This is a genomic window from Nocardioides panacihumi, assembly GCF_039530925.1.
GTDB classification, from domain to species: domain Bacteria; phylum Actinomycetota; class Actinomycetes; order Propionibacteriales; family Nocardioidaceae; genus Nocardioides; species Nocardioides panacihumi.
The window spans coordinates 468626-485854 of record NZ_BAAAPB010000004.1 but is presented as its reverse complement, the minus strand read 5'-3'; the positions used below and the strand labels follow the sequence as shown (position 1 = coordinate 485854).

The following is a 17229-nucleotide window of genomic DNA, read 5'->3' as shown; positions in this document are numbered from 1 at the left end:
ACGTCAGCAGGCCGAGGCGAGGTCGTCGGACTGGTTGGCTGCGTACCCGGTCTTGAGGGAGCCGATCGAGCCGCCGGTGACGACCTGGGGCTGCGGCCGCTGGCCCGCGGACGGGCCACCGGATGCTGAGCCGCCGGAGGCCGGTGCCGACGACGCCTTCTTCGGTGCCGCTGCCTTCGCGGTCCGCTTGCCCTCGGCACGGTCGATCGCGGTCGCGATCATCTGGCGGACCTTGGGGATGTCGGGGTGGGCGGTGACGATCGCGGGCGGGACCAGCGAGACGGACACGATCTTCTGGCTCTTGGCCTTCAGGGCCAGGTTCACGAACGTGCCGACCTCGCTCGCCGGGATGCTCGTGGAGACCATGGCCGAGCCCGCCTTGGCGATCTGGTCGAAGTGCGCCAGCACGGTCTGGGGGCTCACCTGCGCGAGCATCGCGCTCATGACGCACTTCTGACGCGCCATCCGCGAGTAGTCGTCGGAGTCGTGCCGGGCACGGGCGTACCAGAGGGTCTCCCAGCCGTTGAGCTTGCGCACGCCCGGCTTGAGGTGCGTGTAGAACTTGTCGCCCGGGATGCCCACGGGGATCGCCTCGCGCACGTTGAGCGTCACGCCGCCGACGGCGTCGACCAGGCCCTGGAAGCCGGACAGGTTGACCATCGCCCAGTAGTTGATGTCGAGACCGGTGATCCCCTCGATGCCCTCGATGGTGGCCTCGATGCCCGGGTCGTCGTAGCCCGCGAAGAGCTGCGGGTGGTCGCCGGCCCAGGTGCTCAGCGAGTTCAGGTAGCAGCCGTCGCAGTCGTAGCCGTGCGGGAACTGCTTGGCCAGCACCGACCCCTTGAGGAACGGGAAGTTCGACATGTTGCGGGGCAGGCCGACGAGGACCGTCTTGCCGGTCCGGGCGTCGATCGAGGCGATCGTCATCGAGTCGGTCCGCAGTCCCCAGCGGGTCTTGCCGCCGTCGCTGTCGCCGCCGATCAGCAGCACGTTGAAGCGCCCGTCGTGCGCCCCGACGACCTCGTTGCCCGCGAACGTCGCAAGCACCGTGCTGCGCATCACGCCGACCGTGTGCGACCCGAAGAGCAGCACACCCGCGACGACGAGGCACATGCCGCCGTTGACCCCGAGCAGCATGCGCCGGTGGCTGATCGACAGGGAGAGCGGCTGGCCGATCCGCCAGGCGTCCACGAGGAGTGCGGCCCAGGCGACGGCGAGCGCCATCAGCCCCAGCCGCAGCATCTCGAGGACCGACGGGTCGGCGAAGGTCCGGATGGCACGCTCGTGGTCGAGCACGCTGGTGACCAGCGTGCCGGCGGCGAGCAGGAGCAGCCCGGCCCACGTGCGGAGCGCGATCCGGCCGACGCGGGCGTTGCCGGCGACCAGCTGGGCGGAGCCCGGCAGGACCAGCGTCATGACGAGCAGGGCGACGGCACGCCGGTAACGGACGCGCGCCGCGCGCTCGGCGCAGCTGGTTCGGGTGGACGCGACGGGCTCAGACATCGGGGACTCTCTGCTCAAACGGTGGCCTCGTCAGTATCACCAGTCACATCGTTCACAGGCAGGAGCGACACGCGCCCGCGCCCGCGACCGTGGCACTCTGGGACATGCCCGGTACCTTCGTCGCCATGGCAGAACGACCCGGCAACCCTGGCGAGGGCCCCGACTTCGACTGGCTCTACGGAGCGCGCGGACGGTCGGGCAACCCCGAGAAGGCGGAAGCGACCCGGGCGATGCCCGTGCAGCCGCGCTCCCAGGGTCGGACCGCCCAGCCCGCTGCGGCCCAGCCGGCCCCCACCCAGGTCCGCCGCACCTACGACCAGCGGGCAGCCCAGCCGCCGACCGCTCCCCCACTGGCACCCCCTCCCGGGGAGAGCCGCACCGGCGGCGGTGGCGGTCGCCGCCCGAGCTTCAAGACCGTCCGCCGCATCGTCTACGTGCTCCTCCTGGCATGGATCGTCAGCATCGTCTGGGTCGGCCTGTCCTTCCCGAACGCCATGACGCGGGTCGCCTGGGAGCCGAACGGTGCGCGACCGGCCGACCAGCCCGGCACCACGTACCTCATCGTGGCCAGCGACTCCCGCAAGGGCCTGTCGGCCGCCCAGCGCAAGAAGCTCCACACCGGCAACGACGTGGGGCAGCGCACCGACACCATCAAGCTGCTCCACACCGGCAGCGGGCCCAACCTCCTGATGACCATCCCGCGCGACTCCTACGTCCCGATCCCCGGTCACGGCAGCACGAAGATCAACGCGGCCTTCGCGTACGGCGGGCCGAAGCTCCTGGTGAAGACGATCGAGCAGGACACCGGCATCCGCATCGACGGCTACGTCGAGATCGGCATGGGCGGGCTGGTCAACCTCGTCGACGGCGTCGGCGGCATCACGATCTGCCCCACGACGAACATGAACGACCCGCTCGCCAACCTGCACGTGAAGAAGGGCTGCCAGCCGGCTGACGGCGTCAAGGCGCTCGCCTACGCCCGCTCCCGGCACGCGCAGAAGCTCGGCGACCTCGGCCGCGGGGAGGCCCAGTCGGAGGTCATCGGCCAGATCGGCAAGAAGGTCGCGACGCCCGGCACGCTGCTCAACCCGTTCAAGCTCAACGGGCTCAAGTCCGCCGCGTCGGGCATCGCCGTCGGCAAGGACATGGGCACGATCGACATCGCCAAGTTCGCGTGGGCGTTCAAGTCCGTGTCGAACGGCTCCGCACTGACCTGCGGCGTACCGATCTCCGACATGTACATCCACTGGGACCAGACCCGCGCCAAGCGGATGTTCGGCTACGTCACAGCGGACAAGACCGGCGACATCCCGAAGAGCCTGTGCACGCCGTCGGGGCTGCCCAAGTCGGTCACCGGATGACGTACGAGACCCTCATGGTCGAGGTCGACGCGGACGGCATCGCGACGCTGACCCTCGACCGCCCGGAGGCGCTCAACGCCTTCGACGTGACGATGGCGCGCGAGCTCGAGCGGTTCTTCCTCACGGACGCCCGCTCCGACGACGTGCGAGCGGTCGTGGTGACGGGGGCCGGACGCGCGTTCTGCGCGGGCATGGACCTGTCGCGGGAAGGCAACGTCTTCGGCCTGGACGAGACGCAGCAGCCGACACCGGAGTCGATCCGGGAGCACTGCGCCAGCGGGTGGGACGACCCGGCGTACGCCGACGGCGTACGCGACACCGGCGGCCGCGTCACCCTCGCCATCCACGCGCTGCCCAAGCCGGTGATCGCCGCGATCAACGGCCCGGCCGTCGGGATCGGCGCGACCATGACCCTGGCGATGGACCTGAGGCTGGCGTCCACCACCGCCCGCATCGGCTTCGTCTTCGGTCGCCTCGGCATCGTGCCGGAGGCCTGCTCGACCTGGTTCCTGCCCCGGATCGTCGGGATGCAGCAGGCGCTCGAGTGGATCTACTCCGCCGACATCCTCACCGCGCAGCAGGCGTACGACGGCCGGCTGGTCCGCTCGCTGCACGAGCCCGACGACCTGCTGCCCGCGGCGCAGGAGCTGGCGCGGTCGTTCGTCGTCGGTCGCTCCCCGGTGGCGCTCGGGCTGGCCAAGCAGCTGCTCTACCGCAACAGCGCCGCCGCCGACCCGCTCGAGGCGCACCTGTCCGACTCGCTGGCGATGTTCCACACCTCGATCGCCGACGGCAAGGAGGGTGTGGCCGCGTTCCTCGAGAAGAGAGCGCCGGCGTTCACCGGTCGGGCATCCGACCTGCCTCGAATCTTTCCGGCCAGGTCCTCGCGGAGCGAGTAGTTTCGACTGCATGACCAGCCAGCCTGAGGAGTTCGAGCCGGAGACGACCGTCGACCCCGCCGACGGCATCTGGGAGGGTGACGCGGTGGAGACGCTGGAGGCCGAGGAGACCGACGAACGCGAGACCTTCCTCGACTCCGAGCGGCGCGAGGAGCTGGTCGACCCCGACGACGAGGACGAGGAGCTGTCCTAGCCGGAATGGATCGCCGACCCGACCGGGTTGCACAGGGCATGACAACGATCGGGATCATCGGAGCAGGACACATCGGCAGCACCGTGGCGCGTCTCGCCGCCGACGCCGGTCACGACGTCGTGATCAGCAACAGTCGCGGGCCGGAGACGCTGGCCGACCTCGTCGCCGGCCTGGGCCCGAACGTCCGGGCGGCCACGGCCGAGGACGCCGCCGCGGCCGGCGACGTGGTCGTCGTCACCATCCCGCTGAAGAACTACGGCCAGGTGCCCGCCGGACCGCTCGCCGGCAAGGTCGTGATCGACACCAACAACTACTACCCGCAGCGCGACGGGCAGATCGCCGAGCTCGACCGCGAGGAGACCACCACCTCGGAGCTGCTCCAGCAGCACCTGCGCGAGTCCCACGTCGTGAAGGGCTTCAACAACATCTACTTCGAGCACCTGGCGGCACTCGGCCGGCCGTCCGGGTCCGACGAGCGCACCTGGCTGCCGATCGCCGGCGACGACGCCGAGGCGAAGGAGACCGTGGTCCGGCTGTTCGACAGCCTCGGCTACGACGCGTACGACGCCGGCCCCCTCGCCGAGGGCTGGCGCTTCCAGCGGGACGAGCCGGCGTACGTCGGGCCGTACGGCGACGGCGGCGGACCCGCTCACCCGGCGAGCGCCGAGCACCTCGCCGAACGGCTCGCACAGGCGAAGCGGTACGCCGACATGTGACAGCCGGGCCAGGACGTCCGACCCGTCAGCGAACGGTGAACGTCACGGCCGCCTGGGCACCGTAGAAGTGGTTCGCCGCTGCGATCAGGCCGTCACCGACGACCTTCGTCTTGTGCTCCGGACCGGTGTAGTCGACCTGCTTCTTGTCGAAGTAGGCGTTGAGGTTGAACTCGCCGGCCGTGCCGAGACCGCAGGCCTCGCCGGTCGTCGCGATGCGATAGGCCTCGTCGGCGTTCGGGCGCAGCGTGGCCTGGACGGTGACGGGCTCGCAGTCCCGGCCGGTCGGAAGGGAGCCGTCGACAGCGGTGGCGGTGAGCTCGAGCGTGCTGCCGAGCTCGCCGGCCGTGGCGCCTGAGACCGACATCGACCCAGCCGTCAGGGTCGGGGTCGCGTCGAACAGGCTCTTGTCGATGCTGGTCACTGTCCCCGCGGTGGCCGGCGCGGCGACCGCGGTGAGGCCGGCGAGGATCGTGGCGGTCAGGGCTGCGGTGGTGCGGATGTTCATTTCTTCTCCTGTGGTGGGGGTGTGACCACAGGGTCGCGCGGCGTACTTGAAGTCGGTTTGGGACTGACTTGGGCCGACCCCGGTCAGACTGGGCCCGTGGATCCTGAGCTCTGGTGCTGCTGATCGAGTCGGACGACCCGGACCGTAGAGCGGATCGCGCCAATGTCGTCCTCAGCATGTTCGCCTTCACCGGTCACCCGGCGAGGTGCGGTAGCTGGTCCTAGCGGGCCGATAGCCTTCCTCAATGAAGGACGAGGCGCGCTGGTGGGAGATGCGGCCCGCGCAGAGCAGTCGAGCGAAGACCTACACGTGTCTGATCTGCCACCGTCGCCTGCTGGCGATGAATCCGAACACGCTCCTGTTCCCCGAGGGCGATCGTGAGCACCGCCGCCACGCTCACACGGAGTGTGTGGCGAAGCAGCGCAAGGCCGGGAAGCTCCTGACCAAGCGGGAATGGGAACGGGCCCACCGACCGCGCCGCGCCGACAGGCGCTCGTGGTGGCGGCGGCTGTTCAGGGCATAGCCCGGGCGTGGCGGGCTCCTGGCGTCAGTGCCGCTGATCTGAGTCACCACGTGACTCGGAATCACGGCACAGGGCCGAGCGCCGATCGGCGGGGTCACCCCGCCGAGCGCACCTCGCGGTCCAGGAGCGCACGCAGCTCGACCGACGCTCGCCGCGCCCCCTCGGCGTTCCAGGTCGAGGTGTCGCTCATCGTGTAGCCGTGCGGAGCGCCCGGCACGATCTCGTTGACGTGCGGGCGACCTGACTCGATGAGCGCCGCCTCGAGCACGGCGACGTCCTCAGGAGTCAGGCCCTTGTCCTTGTCCGCGTGCAAGAGGGCGTACGACGCCGTGGACGCGGCGATCGAGAGGTGCGGGCTGTCCGGCGCGTCGGTGACCAGGCCGCCGCCGTGGAAACCACCCACGGCCCTGACCCTGTCGCTGTGCCACCCGGCGGTCCGCAGCGCCAGGCGAGCGCCCATGCAGTAGCCGCTGGTTCCGATCGGCCCGTCCGCCGCGTGCTCCGCCAGGGTCGCGACCCACGCGGCGGCGTCCGACTCGGCCTTGTCCGGGGTCAGCCCGTGGACCCGGTCCATGACACCGCCCTGGAAGAACGCCGCGCGGTTCTCCGGGATCCGGAGGTCCTGCGTCGGTGCCAGGTCCGCGGCGGAGCCGTCGCGGTAGAACACGTTCGGGGCGAGCACGGTGTAGCCCCACGAGGCGATCTCCTCGACCATCTCGGCGATCCGCGGCCGCAGCCCGATCGCGTCCATGTAGAACAGGACGCCCGGGCCGGAGCCGGCGAGGTACGCCTCGGCGGTGCCGTCCGGCGTGCGGATCTGGATGGTGTCGACCATGTCGCGCACGCTAGCCGACGCACCGGCGCCGGCCGTGGGTCAGGTCTCCGGCTGCTGTCCTCCGCCGGCACGGGCCGCCCGGCCCTCCGCCTCGGGGTCCCCGGTGAACAGGCCCGTGCCCGTGGAGCGCTGGCGCAGGTAGGGGTGGCTGCTCGACTCGACCAGCTCCGTGCGCTGCCGCGGAAGTCCGTCCTCGTCGTGGCGCTGCAGCCAGCCGACCAGCTGCTCACGGACGTGGCAGCGCAGGTCGAAGAGCGTCGGCGCGTCCTTCGCGGTGACCAGCACCCGCACCCGCACGTAGCCGGCCAGGGCGTCGGTCACCTGCAGCACCTTCACACGGCCGTCCCACAGGTCGGTGTCCTCGAGGATGCGGTCGAGAGCCGCGCGCATCGCCTGGGTGTCCACCCGCCAGTCGACGTCGAGCTCGACAGCCCCGAGCAGCTCCGAGGCGTGCCGGGTCCAGTTCTGGAACGGGTTCTGGGTGAAGTACGTCGACGGCAGGATGAGCCGCCGGTCGTCCCACAGCCGCACGACGACGTACGTCAGGGTGATCTCCTCGACCCAGCCCCACTCGTTCTCCACGATGATCGCGTCGTCGATCCGCAGCGCGTCGCTGAACGCGATGGTCATGCCGGCGAAGACGTTGGCGAGCGACGACTGCGCGGCGATGCCGACGATCACCGAGATGACCCCGGCTGAGGCGAGCAGGCTGGCGCCGAAGGTCCTGACGCCCGGGAAGGTGAACAGCGCGATCGCGATCGCGAGCAGCACCACGGCGACCACGGTCAGGCGGCGCAGCAGCAGGACCTGCGTGCGCACCCGCCGCGCGCTGAGGTTGTCCGGGACGTCCGTGCGGTGACGGCGCAGGCTGACGTCCTCGATGTAGATGAGCATCGCCCCGAGCAGCCACGCGCCCGACGCGATGACCGCGATGCGCAGCGTGTGCTGGACGACGGGCCACCACTCCCAGGCGCCGTACGGCGTCCGGGAGACCGCCACCGCGACGGCGACCACCCCCGCGAACGTGCGGAACGGCGCCCGCACCGACTTGGCGAGCATGCCGCCGCGCGACCAGTAGCGGGCGGCGACACGGAAGGCGACCGTGCCGAGCACGACGATCACGAGCGCGATGACGCAGGCCGTGACCAGGGCGGCGATGAAGTCGGTCCAGGAGACGGTCATGCCTTCCGGTGCGCCGGGAGCATGCCCGTGAAACGCTCCCGTCGCCGTGATCAGGCATGCACAGACGAACCACAGGACGACGGAACCGGTGGCACAGTCCGTCCCGCCAGCCTCGACGTCATGACGACACTCCTCACACCTCCCGCCCAGGCAGAGGCGCCGACCGCCGGACCGGAGCGTCGGTCCGCGTGGCGCCGCCACGTCCCGCTGCTCACCCTGCTCGGCGCCACAGCCGTGCTCTACCTGTGGACGCTCTCGGAGTCCGGCTACGCGAACTCGTTCTACTCGGCGGCCGCGCAGGCGGGCTCGGAGAGCTGGAAGGCGTTCTTCTTCGGGTCGCTGGACGCCGGCAACTCGATCACCGTCGACAAGCCACCGGCCTCGCTGTGGCTCATGGACCTGTCCATCCGCGTGTTCGGGCTCAGCTCGTGGAGCATCCTGGTCCCGGAGGCCCTCCTCGGCGTCGCGACGGTCGGCGTCGTCTACGCCACGGTGCAGCGCACCGGAGGGCGGGCCGCCGGGCTGGTGGCCGGCGCCGCGACGGCGCTCACGCCGTCGGCCGCTCTGATGTTCCGCTTCAACAACCCCGACGCGCTCCTTCTCTTCCTGCTCGTCACCGCGGGCTACGCGACCCTGCGGGCGGCCGAGGCCGCCCGCGGTCGCTGGCTCGTCCTGGCCGGAGTGCTCGTCGGGCTCGCCTTCCTCACCAAGATGCTGCAGGCGTTCCTGGTGCTGCCGGCCTTCGCGCTCGTCTACCTGCTCGCGGCACCGACCTCGGCCCGCCGCCGGCTCGTCCACCTCGTCGGGGCGTTCGCCGCGATGGTCGCCAGCGCGGGCTGGTGGATCGCGATCGTCGAGATGGTGCCCGCCTCCTCACGCCCGTACATCGACGGCTCCACCGACAACTCGATCCTCGAGCTCGTCATCGGCTACAACGGCCTCGGCCGCATCACAGGCGCCGAAGCCGGCGGACTCGGCAACGGCGGCTTCAGCAGCGGTGTCGGCCTGCTGCGCCTCTTCCAGGGCGTCTCCGGCGGCATGGTGAGCTGGCTGATGCCCGCTGCGGTGCTGCTGCTCGTCGCGGGCGTCGCCTTCCGCGGCCTCGCCCCGCGCACCGACCGGCTGCGGGCCGCACTGCTGCTCCACGGCATCGCGATGCTCACGACGGCCGCGGTCTTCTCGTTCATGGCGGGCATCTACCACGACTACTACACGGTCGCGCTCGCGCCGTGGATCGCCGGCACCGCCGTCCTCGGGTGGGTCGCCGTCTGGCGCGAGCGGCGTCTCGTCGCGGCCCGCATCGTCCTCGCGGCCGCCATGCTGGCCTCGACGGCCTGGGCCTTCACGCTCCTCGGGCAGTCCGGGCAGCAGCCCTACGACTCACTGCGCTGGCTCGTCCTGGTCCTCGGCCTGGCGGCGGCCGCGGCCCTCGTGGTCGTCGACCGGCTCTCCCGTGCGCTGACCGTGAGCGTGCTCGGCGCGGTGCTCGTGGCCGGTCTCGCCGGCCCGGCGTCGTACGCCGTCGACACGGTCATCACCCCGCACACCGGCTCGATCGTGACGGCGGGCCCGGTGACCTCGGCCGGCGGTCCGGCCGGCGGTCCGGCCGGCGGTCCGGGCGGCGGTCCGGGCGGCGGTCCCGGCGGTGCTCCGGGCGGCGGCTTCGCACCGCGCGGCGGCATGCCCAACGGCGCTCCGAACGGTGCCCCGGGGGGCGCGCCGGGCGGACAGAACGGTGGCGCCACGGGCGGCATCCTCGGTGGCTCCAGCGTCTCGTCCCAGCTCGAGTCGATGCTGACCGCCGATGCGGGCGGCTACACCTGGGTCGCGGCGACGACCGGCGCACAGAACGCGGCCAGCTACCAGCTCGCCACCGGTGACGCCGTGATGGCGCTCGGCGGTTTCAACGGCACCGCGGCGAGCCCGACGCTCGAGCAGTTCGAGCAGTACGTCGCCGACGGGAGGATCCACTACTTCGTCGGCGACGGGCAGGGCGGCGCGATGGGCGGCATGCGCGGCGGCCAGAGTGGCTCGACGACCGAGTCCTCGCAGATCGCGACGTGGGTCAGCGAGAACTTCACCGCGCAGACGGTCGACGGCGTCACGGTCTACGACCTCACCCAGTCGGCCACGTCGGGCACCTCGAGCACCGCCGCGGCGACGGGAGTGAACGCATGACCACCCTCCGCGAGCCCGGGTCGGACCGCGAGGCGTGGGTCGATGCCGGTCCGGGCCACGACGTCCGGGTCGACACCTCCGTCGAGTTCGTGATCCCCGTCTACAACGAGGAGCGCACGCTGGCCCGGTCCGTACGACGGCTCGACGCCTACCTCCGCGGCCACCTCCCCTACCCGTGCCGGATCGTGATCGCCGACAACGCCAGCACCGACGGCACCTGGAGGATCGCCGAGGAGCTGGCCGCCGAGCTCCCCGGCGTGCGGGCGCTCCGCCTCGAGGAGAAGGGCCGAGGGCGTGCGCTGAAGGCGGCCTGGTCCTCCTCGACGGCGGCGGTGGTCGGCTACATGGACGTGGACCTGTCGACCGACCTCACCGCGATCGAGCCCTTGGTGGCCCCGCTGCTCAGCGGCCACTCCGATCTCGCGATCGGCACCCGCCTGGCGAAGGGCAGCCGGGTCGTGCGAGGCCCGAAGCGCGAGCTGATCTCGCGCTGCTACAACCTCCTGCTCCGCGGTGTCCTGTCCGCCTCGTTCAGCGACGCCCAGTGCGGCTTCAAGGCGATCCGGCGCGACGTGGCGAAGCGGCTCCTGCCGCTCGTGGAGGACGGCGACTGGTTCTTCGACACCGAGCTGCTGGTGCTCGCCGAGGAGGCGGGGCTGCGCATCCACGAGGTGCCGGTCGACTGGGTCGACGACCCCGACTCGCGGGTGGACATCGTCTCCACCGCGATCGACGACCTCCGCGGCGTACGACGCCTGCTGACCGGGCTCGCCTCGGGCCGGATCGCGGTCGGCCGCCTCGGCCGTCCCCGGCCGGCCGATCCCGCCCTGCCGGCGCAGATCGTCATGTTCGCGGCGATCGGGATCTTCAGCACGTTGGCCTACCTGGTGCTCTACCTGGGCCTCCGGCTGCCGTTCGGTCCTCAGGCCGCCAACCTCGTCGCTCTGCTGATGACCGCGGTCGCCAACACGGCCGCCAACCGCCGCCTCACGTTCGGCGTCAGCGCACGCCGGGGAGTCGTGCGCCACCATGTTGCCGGCCTGGCCGCCTTCGGGGTCGGGCTCGCCCTGACCAGTGGGTCGCTCGCGCTGCTGCACGCGGCCAGTCCGGACCCCGGCCGGACGGCCGAGCTCACGGTGCTCGTCGTCGCCAACGCGGTCACGACGCTGCTCCGGTTCGGCGTGCTGAGGCGCGTGATGCGGTGAGGGTGTCTCGCGCCGCTGCCGTTCAGCCCTCGGCTGTCGCAGGCGGAGGGACGGCGCAGAACACGTTCCCCTCGGGATCCTCGTAGACCGTCCAGCGGCCCTCGGGGTCGTCCCACCGGTGTCGGGCGCCGAGCCGCACGAGGCGGTCGAGCTCGCCGGCGTCGCCCAGCCGGACGTCGAGGTGGAGCCGACCACCGGCCGGCGCGAGCTCGTCGGCCGGGCTGATCCATACGTGGAGTCCGTCGCGACTGCCGAGGAGGACCGACTCGTCGGCAGGCAGGGTCCCCCCGGCGATCGCCGCCGCGTCACCAGGGTCGATCGGCAGGTCGAGCACGGCCGACCAGAACTCGGCCAGCCGCGCCGGCTGACCGGCGTGGATCGTGATGGCGTCGAGGTGCGACACGGAGGCCTCCTGGCGGGACGTGGGGCACCGAGCCTAGCGACGGGGCCGCCGGCCGGCGACCGGGTTTCCACACCCGGTCGCCGGTGGCTCGCTCATCACTCGCGGCGGAGCTCCTCGCCGAGCGCGCCGCGGTGCTCGGGCAGGGCCATGAGCCAGGTCAGCACCACCGCGGCGGTGGCCACCGCGACGGCGACGAGCGCGAGGATGACGCCCGTGCCACCCGGACCGGCGGCCAGACCGCCGACGCGGTCATACACGGTGCCGTCCAGGCCGCCCACGAGGAGACCCACACCGAGCGCGACAGCGGCGGCACGCGCGAACGTCTCGGCATGGGCGCGGGCCGTGAGCCGCCGAGTGGCACCGAGCGCGACGAGGCGGGCGTCGTCCATCCGCGAGAGTCGGCGTTGGTCCAGGGCGCACAGGACGAGAAGGGCGCCGGCGGTCAGCATCCCGCCGATCGTGCAGCCGAGCATCAGGCGGCGCGTCGGCGTGACCATCGGCGCGAAGGCGTCGGCCTCGAGGTCGGAGACCTGCACCTCCGGCGCCACCGCCATGACGCGACTGACGTAGGCGTCGACCTGCGCGTCCGTCGCCCCGGGGAACACCAGGATGTCCCTCTGCCCGGCCGGCAACGTGACCCCGGTCGGGTCGGCTGCCACGACGTCCGAATGCCCGAGGATCGAGTCGGCACCACCGGGGAGGACCACCCGCGTCACGTTCGGCGCGCCGTGGGAAGCGACGCGGAAGGTCCGACCGGGGTGGCACTGCCGAGTGAACCGATCACCGAGTCCGGGTGAGGTGAGCTCGATGATCCGCGCAAGTGTCGAGCAGTCGGCGACGAGGGTGTGGTGCACCCCCTCGGCGCCCTCCGCGGCGCCTGACACGTCCAGCATGCGAGGCGCGTGAGGGACGGCCAGCGTCGGCGCAAGGTCGGTGTCATGGGCGACTTGGACGTCCCACTCGTCGCCGGCTGCGGATGGGACCGAGAGGTTGTCGAGATCGGCGAGGGCCGCTGCACCCACGAGGCAGCACAGCCCGACGACCGTGAATCCGATACAGGCGGCGGCGAGCGCATCGCGCTGCCAGGACAGCCGACGGACCGCCAGGAACGACTCGGTGGAACGCGGCTCCCGACGTCGCGGGCGTCGGCTCCAGAGCTGGAGGACCACCGGCATCGCGCTGAAGGCGCCGAGCGTGGCCAGCGCACCGCCGGCGTAGAAGTACACGATCGCCGGCCCGTTCCGGAGGTGAACGCCGAGCACGACGTACGCGAACACCATCCCCGCCAGACCGGCGACCCCGAGCAGCATCGGGACGATCCGCCGAGGTCGCGTCGGGCGCGGACCGCCCGCGCGCGCCGAGAGCGGAGTCTGCAGGTCACGCCGCGTCGAGCGCGCCGCTTCGCGGCTGATGAGCCCGATCAGCACGAGACCGACCATCAGCGCCACCGGCGGCGAGACGACCGACGCGGGCGGGAACCACTCGATGCCGAGCAGTCGGGTGCGGTGCACAGCGAGCACGCTGGCGATCGCGACGGCGCTACCCCCGACGAACCCGGTGACGGCGCAGAGTGACGCATCCAAGGCCGCGGCCGTCGCGAGCGTCCGAATCGGGACGCCGATGAGATGGGAGGCGGCGAGCGATCGCTGCCGCGAGACCGCGGACATCCGCGATGTGGCGCGCGCCAGCAGGATCGAGGGGACGCCGACCAGCAGGGCGACGAGGCCGAGCAACGGACCGCTCGGAATGCTTCCCCGGGGGACCTCGACGACCGGCGAGCCCCACCCGGTCGCTCGCCGCCACAACGGGCCCGGCGTCCCAGCCGAGTAGACGAGCAGCTGGTCCGGGGACTGCAGGCCCGATTCGGCGATCGTGCCGATGATCCGTCCGGGCACACGTCCGACTGCCAGCGGGTCACGGGCCATGGCTCGTCGTACGGCCGGCGAGACGTAGGTCGTCCCGGGCGCGAGGAACGCTGGTACGCCGGGCGGAGTGACCGTCGCCGGATCCGCGCCGTCCTGCAGTGCGCCCACGTGGATCGTCGTCCAGACGTCGCCGTCGTACGGCGTGTCCGTCTGAAACGCCTCGAAGCTGTGGTGCGCGCCGACGGCCGGTCGGGGCTCCTGGGCGCGGCCGCGCTCCGCGCGGTCGTCGTTGGCCTGCCACAGCGTGGCCCCGAGGAGCGCGACCCAGGTCGCGACACCGGCGGCGACCATGCGGCGCCATCGCAGGCCCCGGTTCGGCGCCGGAGGGCGCGCGAACCAGCGCCAGCCCAGCGACCAGCCGACTCGGCGCTCCCTCACGCGACGACTCGGCCGTCGCGCAGCTCGACCACGCGATCGAGCCGGTCCGCGACGGACTGGTCGTGGGTCACCACGACGAGGGTCGCGCCAGCTTCGTTGCTGCACTCCAGCAGCAGCGCGAGGACCGCGCGGCCGTTCTCGCCGTCCAGCGCCCCGGTCGGCTCGTCTGCCAGGACGACTGCCGGGTCGTGCACCATCGCCCGAGCGATCGCGGCACGCTGCCGCTCGCCTCCGGAGACCTGGGACGGCACCCGCTTGGCCACCCGAGCGATGCCGAGCCGGTCCAGCAGCTCGGCGATGCGGGCCCGCTCGACGCGCCTGCCGAGGATCCGCAAGGGAAGCTCGACGTTCTCGGCGAGGTCGAGCTCGGGCACGAGCTCGGCGAACTGGAACACCAGCCCGAACCGCGCGAGCCGGATCCGGGCACGTGCGTCCTGGTCGAGGCTGCCGAACGGGGCGCCTGCGAACTCCACCGAGCCCGCCGTCGGTTGCTGGATCCCCGCGAGGACCTGAAGGAGCGTCGACTTGCCCGAGCCGCTGGGCCCGACGAGTGCCAGCCGTGAGCCTGCCGGGATCGACAGATCGACCGGCCCGAGCACGGGTCGTGCGGCACCGAACGCGAACTGGACACGGCGCAGCGCCAGATCGCCCCTTGCCTGATGTGACGCGCCGGCGCGGACCTCAGCCGAGGAGTCGAGCCTCACCTGGGACGCTTCCAGGCGGACTCGACGCAGATGTTCGGGTAGATGCCCGCCCGATGGCGGCAGACCTCCATCTTCGCCTCGCTCGGCGGATCTGCGCCCCAGACCTTCTGGGCCACGTGGATCGACTGCCCGCTTCCGGCATGGTTCTCCGCAGACGCGCCGCCTCCCCAGCCATAGCCATCGACCTTGCCGCGGGTGTACACCCAGTCCCCGTCGGCCTTCGTGTCCTTGAGGGTGCCGGAGTAGTGGAAGCCGGGGTGGGCAGGGCTGGGCGACCACGTGTCGAAGGCCCATGCCCCGTTGATGAACGCCGCGGAACCGTCGCTGTTCTTCACGGGGTTGGTGAACCCGCCGGACCCCCCTCCGAGCGCGAGCGCCGGAGCGGCGGGGATGACCGAACAGGCGACGGCCAGGCTGATCTTGCTGATGAGTCGCATCTGTGTGCCTCCCGAGTGGCGTCGACTGATTGCTCGGGCACTGTACACAACACATTGGGTTTCGAGAGGAATCAACACCTGGCGGCGAGGGTCAGCGGGCAGCCGCCAGCAGCGCGCCGACGAGCAGACCGAGGTCGCGGTCGCCCCCGTCGTCGTCCTCGGGGTGGAACTGGACGCCGACGATCCATCGCGTGGGGTGCTCGATCGCCTCGACGATCCCGTCGAGCGCGCGGGCGGCGACGACGAGGCCGTCGCCCACGCGGTCGACGGCCTGGTGGTGGCCTGACCTGACGACCAGCGGCCCGGCGCCGACGATGGCGGCGAGCCGCGAGCCCTCGAGCACCTCGATCTTCTCGTCGAGGAACATCGGCTCCCCCGGGCCGCCTCGGTGCAGCCGGTGGTCGTCGATGTCGGGCAGGATCGTGCCGCCGTGCGCGACGTTGACGAGCTGCGAGCCGCGGCAGATGCCGAGCACGGGGCGCCGCGCGTCGACGTACGCACGGATCAGCTCGAGGCTGCCCCGGTCGGCGGCCTCGTCGACGCCGTACGAGTTGGCCACCGGCCCGTCCGGGCCGCCGTAGCAGGCGGCTGCGATGTCGCCGCCGCCGAGGATGAGCAGCGCGTCGGCGTCCGCGCGGGCGGCACGCGCGGCGTCCAGGGCGCGCGGCAGCGACGAGTCGACCAGCGAGTACGACGCGCCGGCGGCCGTCAGCGCCGCCAGCGCGTTGCGGGTGAACCGCCGGACGAGCTCTGCCACGGGCTCGGTGAGGTCGGGGAAGTTCAGCGACACCAGTACGGCGACGTGGGGCCGCCCGGCCGCCCGTGCGAGCGGCCGGTCCGGCTCCACCTCGGCGCGGGCCACGACGGCCGCGTCCCCGGGGACGTGGTCGGTCATCCGCGTCACCGCTGCACGTAGAAGAGCCGCCTGTTGACGAACTCGCCGATGCCCAGCGGCCCCAGCTCACGGCCGAAGCCCGATCGCTTGGTCCCGCCGAACGGCACGTCGGCGCCCTCTCCGGCAGGGGTGTTGACGTTCGCCATGCCGACCTCCAGCCGGTCCGCCACACGGACGGCCCGCTCCTCGTCGGTCGACCAGACCGCTGCGCCGAGCCCGAAGTCGACATCGTTCGCCAGCGCGACCGCCTCCTCGTCCGAGGCGACCTCGTAGACGACCGCGACCGGCCCGAAGAGCTCCTCCCCGTAGGCCCGCATCCCCGGCACGACGCCCGTCAGCACCGCCGGCGTGAACCAGGCGTTCTCCTTGAGCTCGGCGCCGACGTGCAGCGTGGCGCCCTTGTCGACGGCGTCCTGCACCTGCGCCAGAAGCGCCTCGGCCGCCTTGCGGGAGACCATCGGCGAGAACTCGGTGTCGGCGTCGGCCTCGGTGCGTGGCGTCATCGCAGCGGCACGCTCGACGAGCGCGCCGACGAACTCGTCGTACACGTCCTCCATCACGATCATCCGCTTGTTGGAGTTGCAGGCCTGGCCCATGTTGGACATCCGCGTCGCCCAGGCGAGGTCCGCGGCCACGGCGACGTCCTCGGTGTCGAGGACGATGTAGGGGTCGGACCCGCCCAGCTCGAGCACGACCTTCTTCAGGTGCCGTCCCGCGGTCTCCGCGACCGCCGTGCCGGCACGCTCCGAGCCGGTCAGGGAGACGCCGCGCACGCGCGGGTCGGCGATCATCGCGGCGACCTGCTCGTGGGTGGCGAAGAGGTTGCGGTAGACCCCGTCAGGGACGCCTGCGTCGGCGAAGAGCCGCGCGATGGCCATCGCCGACGTCGGGCAGTTCTCGGCGTGCTTGAGCACGACGGTGTTGCCGGCGACCAGGTTCGGCGCGGCGAAGCGTGCGACCTGGTAATAGGGGTAGTTCCACGGCATGACGCCCAGGAGCGGGCCGATCGGGACGCTCTGGATCCGTCCGCCCGGGTGGCCCGGGAGCGGTTGGTCGGCCAGGAGCGCGGGCCCCTGGTCGGCGTAGTAGTCGAAGATCTCCGCACAGAACGCCGCCTCGCCCGCGGCGTCCTCGGGTCGCTTGCCCATCTCGGTGGTGATGAGGGCACCGAGCTCGTCGGCCCGCTCGGCGAAGAGGCGCGCGATCCGCTTCACGATCGCCACGCGCTCCGCGACCGGCCGTGACCGCCACTCCTCGTAGGCGGCGGTCGAGGCCGCGAGCGCCTGCTCGACCTCCACGTCGGTGGCGAAGGGATAGGTGCCGACCACCTCTCCGGTGGCGGGGTCGGTGACCTGGTACGGCGGGGTCTGGGTCATGTCAGTCGTCC

Annotated in this window: 17 protein-coding genes; 7 read left to right on the top strand and 10 right to left on the bottom strand. The window is 71.9% G+C overall.

Translation table 11 applies throughout. The features are described 5' to 3' along the window. Positions 1-3: 3 nt before the first annotated feature. Positions 4-1503 carry an LCP family protein gene (locus ABD205_RS18450; protein ID WP_344047359.1) on the bottom strand — a complete coding sequence of 500 codons (1500 nt, stop codon included), beginning with the start codon at positions 1501-1503 and terminating at the stop codon, positions 4-6. 125 nt (positions 1504-1628) lie between these two features. On the opposite strand from ABD205_RS18450, the gene ABD205_RS18445 reads away from it, so the two are divergent. From ABD205_RS18445 to ABD205_RS18430, 4 genes are read left to right on the top strand one after another with little or no spacing between them, the layout of a single operon-like run. Further along, on the top strand, positions 1629-2864 hold the full coding sequence (locus tag ABD205_RS18445; RefSeq protein WP_344047357.1) for an LCP family protein: 1236 nt from the start codon (positions 1629-1631) through the stop codon (positions 2862-2864). After that, entirely contained in the window at positions 2861-3763 is a 903-nt protein-coding gene (locus ABD205_RS18440) for a crotonase/enoyl-CoA hydratase family protein (protein ID WP_344047356.1), read from the top strand. The genes ABD205_RS18445 and ABD205_RS18440 overlap by 4 nt, the downstream gene beginning before the upstream one ends. 10 nt (positions 3764-3773) lie before the next feature. Then, on the top strand, positions 3774-3956 hold the full coding sequence (locus ABD205_RS18435; protein ID WP_344047355.1) for a hypothetical protein: 183 nt from the start codon (positions 3774-3776) through the stop codon (positions 3954-3956). A gap of 38 nt (positions 3957-3994) precedes the next feature. Further along, positions 3995-4672, top strand: coding sequence for an NADPH-dependent F420 reductase (locus ABD205_RS18430; RefSeq protein ID WP_344047353.1), 678 nt, complete (start codon positions 3995-3997; stop codon positions 4670-4672). A 25-nt stretch (positions 4673-4697) separates the two neighbouring features. On the opposite strand, the gene ABD205_RS18425 is transcribed toward ABD205_RS18430, so the two are convergent. Then, positions 4698-5177, bottom strand: a complete 480-nt coding sequence (locus ABD205_RS18425; protein ID WP_344047351.1) for a hypothetical protein — start codon at positions 5175-5177, stop codon at positions 4698-4700. Between the two features lie 244 nt (positions 5178-5421). Between ABD205_RS18425 and ABD205_RS18420 the strand changes: the two genes are divergently transcribed. Next, a complete protein-coding gene (locus ABD205_RS18420) occupies positions 5422-5700 on the top strand; it encodes a hypothetical protein (RefSeq protein ID WP_344047349.1) in 279 nt (92 codons plus the stop codon). Positions 5701-5794: 94 nt separating this feature from the next. Here the strand turns inward: ABD205_RS18420 and ABD205_RS18415 are convergent, their stop codons facing one another. Together ABD205_RS18415 and ABD205_RS18410 are read right to left on the bottom strand one after the other, a co-directional pair. After that, positions 5795-6535, bottom strand: a complete 741-nt coding sequence (locus ABD205_RS18415) for a dienelactone hydrolase family protein (RefSeq protein ID WP_344047347.1) — start codon at positions 6533-6535, stop codon at positions 5795-5797. A gap of 39 nt (positions 6536-6574) precedes the next feature. Continuing rightward, the gene (locus ABD205_RS18410) at positions 6575-7717 is read right to left on the bottom strand and encodes a mechanosensitive ion channel family protein (RefSeq protein ID WP_344047345.1); all 1143 of its coding nucleotides are present in this window, start codon (positions 7715-7717) and stop codon (positions 6575-6577) included. Positions 7718-7837: 120 nt separating this feature from the next. Between ABD205_RS18410 and ABD205_RS18405 the strand changes: the two genes are divergently transcribed. Together ABD205_RS18405 and ABD205_RS18400 are read left to right on the top strand one after the other, a co-directional pair. Further along, a complete protein-coding gene (locus ABD205_RS18405; RefSeq protein ID WP_344047343.1) occupies positions 7838-9895 on the top strand; it encodes an ArnT family glycosyltransferase in 2058 nt (685 codons plus the stop codon). Further along, positions 9892-11100 (top strand): bifunctional glycosyltransferase family 2/GtrA family protein, encoded by a 1209-nt coding sequence (locus ABD205_RS18400; RefSeq protein WP_344047341.1) that lies wholly within the window; start codon positions 9892-9894, stop codon positions 11098-11100. The genes ABD205_RS18405 and ABD205_RS18400 overlap by 4 nt, the downstream gene beginning before the upstream one ends. A 22-nt stretch (positions 11101-11122) precedes the next feature. Here ABD205_RS18400 and ABD205_RS18395 read toward each other — a convergent pair whose 3' ends face one another. From ABD205_RS18395 to ABD205_RS18370, 6 genes are all read right to left on the bottom strand, one after another. Next, positions 11123-11503, bottom strand: a complete 381-nt coding sequence (locus ABD205_RS18395) for a VOC family protein (protein ID WP_344047339.1) — start codon at positions 11501-11503, stop codon at positions 11123-11125. 95 nt (positions 11504-11598) lie between these two features. Further along, entirely contained in the window at positions 11599-13806 is a 2208-nt protein-coding gene (locus tag ABD205_RS18390) for a hypothetical protein (RefSeq protein ID WP_344047337.1), read from the bottom strand. Beyond that, positions 13803-14450, bottom strand: a complete 648-nt coding sequence (locus tag ABD205_RS18385) for an ABC transporter ATP-binding protein (protein ID WP_344047549.1) — start codon at positions 14448-14450, stop codon at positions 13803-13805. The genes ABD205_RS18390 and ABD205_RS18385 overlap by 4 nt, the downstream gene beginning before the upstream one ends. A 56-nt stretch (positions 14451-14506) precedes the next feature. Then, positions 14507-14947 (bottom strand): hypothetical protein, encoded by a 441-nt coding sequence (locus ABD205_RS18380; RefSeq protein ID WP_344047335.1) that lies wholly within the window; start codon positions 14945-14947, stop codon positions 14507-14509. A gap of 91 nt (positions 14948-15038) precedes the next feature. Further along, positions 15039-15842 carry a gamma-glutamyl-gamma-aminobutyrate hydrolase family protein gene (locus tag ABD205_RS18375; RefSeq protein WP_344047334.1) on the bottom strand — a complete coding sequence of 268 codons (804 nt, stop codon included), beginning with the start codon at positions 15840-15842 and terminating at the stop codon, positions 15039-15041. A 5-nt stretch (positions 15843-15847) separates the two neighbouring features. Then, complete coding sequence (locus ABD205_RS18370) at positions 15848-17218, bottom strand: NAD-dependent succinate-semialdehyde dehydrogenase (protein ID WP_344047333.1); 1371 nt, start codon at positions 17216-17218, stop codon at positions 15848-15850. Between the last annotated feature and the right edge of the window lie 11 nt (positions 17219-17229).